The 5,848-nt window shown below is 37.3% G+C and carries 8 protein-coding genes; all 8 read right to left on the bottom strand.

Annotation, left to right across the window (positions count from 1 at the left end; translation table 11 throughout):
• Positions 1 to 39: 39 nt before the first annotated feature.
• Positions 40 to 2,064, bottom strand: coding sequence for a carboxy terminal-processing peptidase (gene prc, locus GQR46_RS15010; protein ID WP_165741349.1), 2,025 nt, complete (start codon positions 2,062 to 2,064; stop codon positions 40 to 42).
• A 26-nt stretch (positions 2,065 to 2,090) separates the two neighbouring features.
• Positions 2,091 to 2,741: an RNA chaperone ProQ gene (gene proQ, locus GQR46_RS15005; RefSeq protein WP_007586916.1), complete on the bottom strand. Its 651-nt coding sequence runs from the start codon at positions 2,739 to 2,741 to the stop codon at positions 2,091 to 2,093.
• A gap of 15 nt (positions 2,742 to 2,756) precedes the next feature.
• Positions 2,757 to 3,035, bottom strand: coding sequence for a hypothetical protein (locus tag GQR46_RS15000; RefSeq protein ID WP_002961910.1), 279 nt, complete (start codon positions 3,033 to 3,035; stop codon positions 2,757 to 2,759).
• A complete protein-coding gene (locus GQR46_RS14995; RefSeq protein WP_007586917.1) occupies positions 3,035 to 3,493 on the bottom strand; it encodes a GAF domain-containing protein in 459 nt (152 codons plus the stop codon). The genes GQR46_RS15000 and GQR46_RS14995 overlap by 1 nt, the downstream gene beginning before the upstream one ends.
• Positions 3,494 to 3,621: 128 nt before the next feature.
• On the bottom strand, positions 3,622 to 4,002 hold the full coding sequence (locus GQR46_RS14990) for a hypothetical protein (RefSeq protein ID WP_007586920.1): 381 nt from the start codon (positions 4,000 to 4,002) through the stop codon (positions 3,622 to 3,624).
• 174 nt (positions 4,003 to 4,176) lie between these two features.
• The gene (locus tag GQR46_RS14985) at positions 4,177 to 4,422 is read right to left on the bottom strand and encodes a hypothetical protein (protein WP_165727867.1); all 246 of its coding nucleotides are present in this window, start codon (positions 4,420 to 4,422) and stop codon (positions 4,177 to 4,179) included.
• 13 nt (positions 4,423 to 4,435) lie between these two features.
• Positions 4,436 to 5,248: a CPBP family intramembrane glutamic endopeptidase gene (locus GQR46_RS14980; protein WP_165741348.1), complete on the bottom strand. Its 813-nt coding sequence runs from the start codon at positions 5,246 to 5,248 to the stop codon at positions 4,436 to 4,438.
• A 118-nt stretch (positions 5,249 to 5,366) separates the two neighbouring features.
• A partial coding sequence (locus tag GQR46_RS14975) for a LytTR family DNA-binding domain-containing protein (RefSeq protein ID WP_165741347.1) occupies positions 5,367 to 5,848 on the bottom strand: 482 nt, incomplete at its 5' end.

Raw genomic sequence — 5,848 nt, 5'->3', positions numbered from 1 at the left:
GGCGCTAATGCGCCTTTTTTATAGAGGTAAAACCAGTTGTTACTTCTTAGCTATACGACCATAATTAATATAATCTTGAGTAATTAATGCAGCTTCTTCCAAAAATGGGTCAAGCTCTTCAATTACTTCAGGTAAATCGTCTAAGTTTTCTACCGGATCTTTACCTAAACGCTTAAGACGCTCGTTAGTACGTACAAGTGCACGTGCTTCACCTTCATCTTTTTCTTTAATACGGTCTGCTTCAACTAAAGAGATAGTTTTACGGTCTTTCTCTTCGTTGTATAAGGTAATGTCATTAAATACATAACCAAATTCTGGTTCTGATTTAATTCGTACTTCGTGTTGTTTCTCAAGGTACGTAATAATAGGTGTTAAATTACCTAATTTTTTGTATTTCGCTTTAACAATGCTGTCCCAAGGAAGTGCATTATCTTGCTTACTTTCGCCCCACTCTGCAGGATCAATTGCTGATGGAAACGAAATATCAGGGATCACACCTTTATGTTGCGTACTACCACCGTTAATACGATAAAACTTAGCAATCGTATACTGTACGCTACCCAGCGCATTATCGTATAAATCGTAAGCGCGGCCTAAGCCTTTGTGCTGCTGTACAGTACCTTTACCAAAAGTCTGCTCGCCAATAATAACCGCACGGCCGTAATCTTGCATAGCTGCTGCAAATATTTCAGAAGCAGAGGCACTGTAACGGTCAACTAAAACAGTTAAAGGACCATCGTAATAAGTTATACCATCGCGATCTTTTTGCTCTTCAATACGGTTATTTAAGGTATGAATTTGAACAACTGGACCTTGGTCAAAAAACAAACCAGACAGTTGTGTTGCTTCATATAAAGAACCACCACCATTTTGGCGTAAGTCGATAATAATACCATCAACTTTTTCTTCTTTAAGCTTAGCCAGCTCAACTTTTACATCTTTCGAAAGATTATTGTAAAAGCCTGGAATTTCAATCACGCCAACTTTACTTGTTAAATCAGAGTATTTTGCTTCAAATACTTCTGATTTAGCCGCTCTATCTTCAAGTCGAATTTTATCACGCGTGATTTCAACAACTTTAGGTGCGCCGTGAGCGTCAACACCTTTTAAATACTGTAGACGTACTTTAGTCCCTTTAGGACCTTTAATTAAATCAACTACGTCATCTAAACGCCAGCCAATTACGTCTACAAATTCTTCGCCATCTTGGGCAACACCAATAATGCGGTCATCAGCTTTAATTTGATCTGTTTTATCTGCAGGGCCTCCCGGCACTAAGCTGCGAATAACAGTGTAGTCTTCATCTGGGCTTAGTACGGCACCAATGCCCTCAAGCTCTAAGTCCATATCCATTTTGAATTGCTCTGCACGACGTGGCGATAAATAAGACGTATGCGCCTCAATACTACGTGCTAGCGAATTCATAACAATTTGAAAAGCATCTTCTGAATTAGATTGTACTAAACGTTTTTCTGCATTTTTATAGCGTTTGGTCAGCACTTCTTTAATGCCTTCCCAATCTTTACCCGTCATTTTTAAACGCAGTGCGTCGTACTTTACACGCTCACGCCAAATTTCATCAAGCTCAGCTTGTGACAAAGGCCATGATGAATCTTCACGGTCAAAAAAGTATTCATCTTCTTTATCAAACGTCATTTCTTTTTCAAGTAAAGTAAGTGAATACTCGTAACGTTCAAAACGGCGTTTAAGACTTAAGTTAAAAATATCAAACGTAAAGTCTAATTTACCGGTAGTAATAGCGTTATCAAAGTCATCACGATATTGCTCAAAAGAAGCAATATCGCTGGCTAAGAAAACGCTTTTATTAAAATCAAGGGATTCGATATAACGATCGTACACTTTACTAGAAAGCTCATCGTTAAATCGAACCGGTGTATAGTGTGAACGAGCAAATAAGCTAGCCACTCGTTTGCTAGCAGTACCATGTTGACTCTCTTGCTTAAGCTGGGGTAAATCGTCAATTGTAACGGCTTCTACAGCAGCAAATAATGAACCTGAAAACAGGGCAGCAACTAACGGAATGAGCGTAAACTTTTTACTCATACACAACTCCTTAATTTATTTACAACTTAAACGATGTATAAGCTGTCAGCTTTGGTTTTAACTTGCATACCAGTCACTAATTCAACATGAACGTCATCTTTGTTCACTTCAGTGATTACTGCATTTACAAGTGCTTGGCCAAGTTTAACCTTAACCTTATTATTAACCTTGACCTCAGTTGCTGGTAAAGGTTCAATTTTTCCTGAACGTTTAACTGGCGCTGCTTTAGCAGGTTTGTTAGCTGCAGGTGCGTTTTTATCGCCTGCTTTGCTAGCATGAGCTGGTTTTTTCTTGAAAGATTTAGAATCAGAATCTTGGCGAGGACGCTGTTGTTTTTTGCGTTTTGCCATTTTAGCACGGCTTTCTTCCAATGCTTTTTGTGCATGGTCGATATGCTCTTGCTCAACTTTTTCACCTTGATTACCATCAAGATCAATACGAAACTCTGACTTTGTCACAGCTTCTAAATAACGCCAATTAGACGTGTATTTTCTAAGCGCTTGACGAACTTGAGTCTTACTTACTTTTTCAGACCCTTCAATACGCTCAGCAATATCTTTAAAAATACCTACTTTAAGCGGCTTGATGCCATCTTTTTGTTTAAAACATTGTGGGAATTCTTGATATAAAAATTCCAACACTTCATTAATATCTTTTAGCTTGTTTGTGGTTTCCATTTTAGAACCTATTTTTCACATCTTTTCATCAAGGGACGAATCGACGTAGTGTGTTACCCAGTCGACCAACTCTTCGAAATCGGCTTCTATTACAGCCATATCACCCCGAAGGTGTTCCCAAATACCATTAATTGTTTCATCAATAAATTCACATTCTGAATCATCTGGAAGACGATCCCATGCAATATGAATTAAATCATTGAGCGTTTCCGCTACATGCTCTTCTTCGCCTTCCCAGTCGCCAACATCTTGCACAGCAAATAGGTAGTCTTGAACATTTAGCAAATCTTTCATTACAGGCTCGCCTCTAAGCATTTCACTAATGCTTCAAGGCCAGCTTTATCATCAGCATCAAATCGGCCAATACTTGGACTATCAATGTCTAGTACTGCGAATACTTTACCATGTTTCATGATAGGTACAACCACTTCAGAGTTAGACGCTGCATCGCAGGCTATATGCCCGTCAAAAGCGTGAACATCTTCAATTAATTGTGTTTCAGCGGTTGCCGCAGCTGTTCCACATACCCCTTTCCCAACGGGAATACGGATGCATGCAGGATTACCTTGAAACGGACCAAGTACTAATTCAGTAGGAGAATCCATAAAGTAAAAGCCCGCCCAATTTACATCTTCTAAAGAGGTAAATAACAGCGCGCTTATGTTTGCCAAATTGGCAATTACATTAGATTCACCAGCTATCAGCGATTCAGTTTGCTTAACTAATGACTGGTAAAAATCGTGCTTTTGCATACCAAACTACTTCTTATTAAACATACAGTAGCTAAAGGTACTCTTTGTCGTGAAAAATTGGAACCTTTTGGAGGTAAAAAAAAGGAAATCACACCGTTTATCAGCGTGCTTGGTTAATAATGCTACGATTATTTTTTTACCGATTTGCGAAGACCAAATAAAAACAGTCCGGCTGCAAATGCTGACATAACACTATTAATCAAAAATATCTCGCCAGTTGAGGCACTTAATAAGTAACTAAATATAGCGCCACCTAACAAACCGAGCGTTAATACACCTGAATAATTAACTTTAGAATACTTAAACATTAGTAAATACCCTGGCACAACAAAGGCCGCCATCGTTAAGCCTACAATATGTGCATTTGAGATAGCAGTCATCAATAGTTGAAAAAATACGGATAAGAAATCACCCTGTAGCGTTAGTGCATAATACAATCCTAACAAGCTACCAATAATTACCGGGGACAATAATGAAAGCGCGACACTTTTTGCGAGTTGATGTTTCATCTAATAATCCTTAATACAGAGTATAAATTTTAATGTATTAAGCATGCACCAAGATCTAAAGCTTAGAAATAGAGACTATGGTCGTAATTTATGATTAAAAATAAACCTTATTGCAGTATGAGCCTATTAATAAATTAATAGGCTCATACGTTTGGGTCATACTTATCAAAGTGCTTATAACTGAGCTATTTTATTTGATAACTCAAAGTGGCGAGATGTTACTATTTCCTCTAGCACTGCCAATCTTTTGTTCAACATCGCTGTTTGTTCCTCTAATTTTGTTATCTTATTATTACTCAGTCCTTTAAATTTTGCTTGCGCTGCCATTATTGTAGTTTTATAGGTGAAATAACGTTTAGTAATAGTAAGAATCACAAAGGGTGAGCTAAATATAGTTATTACAATAAATAGTTCTAGCATGGTCGTTTCCCAATCAATTTAAGTTAGCTTGTTGCGTATAAAGGCCACTTTTAGTGCATTGAAATAATTTTGATAATGTAACTTCGCGCTGCTTTCCTCGTCGAATTAGCATCTCAACATACACAATACTTAACACAATGGCTGTTGCTTTAAACAAGTTACCTTGTAGATCACCTACTGCGCCACCCGACATACCAAATATTCCGTAAGCTGCATTCATAAAAATATGCATCCACATAGGAAACCAAATACGATAACCACATTCACAATATAGCCACGCAAACCATGTACCTGCTACAGTAGTGATCGCAACCGCCATCAATGCAGAAATCGCATCATTACCTTGATAAATATGACCCAGGCCAAATATTACTGAACTAATTAATGCCGCAGGCACAAAGCCCCATCTACTATATTTAAATAAAACACCAAACAATGCAGCCCTAAAAATTAGCTCTTCAAAAAAACCCGCATAAACTGAGCCGGTGATTATTGCTGGTATTGATAGGTTAAGTTCATCACTCAAAAATCCATAACCTATTGCCATAGGAGCACAACAAATAATTGCTGCGAGTGCATAGTTAATAAAACCAGAAGAATTAAGCCCTATAGATTCAAAAGGCTCACTTTGTTTAAACAAAATAATAGCCGCAATAACTAACGGTCCATATAAAAAAGTATATTTAGCGGGGGTAAATAAAATGCCAGTTAGATTATCAAGTTCAGACAACCAGCTAGACCAACCTTCTCCCCAAAACTGCCTCATTACATAGTGGCAAAATACAAATATAGAAATTATTACAAGTGCCTTGATAGCGTATTTCATATCTACTTTCCTCGTTAAGTTGTAAATTTCAACTTAATCTTGGCAATAGTAAAAATACAAAGCGACTTATTAGGTCTCAATTACAAGACGAGGTATAAAGCCCATGTTTTAGGGGGGATTAACATGTTTTTGGGATTAATGACAAAGCATCTTTTATTACTTTTACATAAGAACGAGACACCGGTATTTTAATATCAATTGTATGCAGCGATAATTGCAATCCTCCAGCATTACCACTGTAGTGCTGAATGTTTTGCAGGTTGACCGCATAAGAACGGTGGCATCGTAATATAATTGTATTTTCTGGAAGCTGCTTTAATAAACCGCTAAGAGATACACGTAATAGTTTACGTGAAGTTGAAGCTCCTTCCAGTATTGTTATTTCACAATAGTTGTCTGAAGATTTAATAAATAAAATATGGTGATGAGCCGTGTTAATTTCGTCGTTTTTATTATCGCCTTTAAGAGTAATTGTCTTTAATTCAACTTCTCTCAACTGCTCTTGATCGACGCTAACTGTACTTGGCTTAGTTAAATCTATTACATGCCTATTTACCACAAGTAAAAAAATAAGAGGAAATACACCAATACAAAAAATAT

This window comes from Pseudoalteromonas sp. Z1A6 (genome assembly GCF_011378745.1).
GTDB lineage: Bacteria > Pseudomonadota > Gammaproteobacteria > Enterobacterales > Alteromonadaceae > Pseudoalteromonas > Pseudoalteromonas arctica.
This window is presented reverse-complemented; position numbering and strand designations above follow the sequence as displayed.

Bases quoted from the DNA above. Each gene is read 5' to 3' on its own strand.
- proQ (WP_007586916.1), bottom strand. From the start codon at position 2,741: ATGGAAACCACAAACAAGCTAAAAGATATTAATGAAGTGTTGGAATTT.
- GQR46_RS14995 (WP_007586917.1), bottom strand. From the start codon at position 3,493: ATGCAAAAGCACGATTTTTACCAGTCATTAGTTAAGCAAACTGAATCG.
- GQR46_RS15000 (WP_002961910.1), bottom strand. From the start codon at position 3,035: ATGAAAGATTTGCTAAATGTTCAAGACTACCTATTTGCTGTGCAAGAT.
- GQR46_RS14985 (WP_165727867.1), bottom strand. From the start codon at position 4,422: ATGCTAGAACTATTTATTGTAATAACTATATTTAGCTCACCCTTTGTG.
- prc (WP_165741349.1), bottom strand. From the start codon at position 2,064: ATGAGTAAAAAGTTTACGCTCATTCCGTTAGTTGCTGCCCTGTTTTCA.
- GQR46_RS14980 (WP_165741348.1), bottom strand. From the start codon at position 5,248: ATGAAATACGCTATCAAGGCACTTGTAATAATTTCTATATTTGTATTT.
- GQR46_RS14990 (WP_007586920.1), bottom strand. From the start codon at position 4,002: ATGAAACATCAACTCGCAAAAAGTGTCGCGCTTTCATTATTGTCCCCG.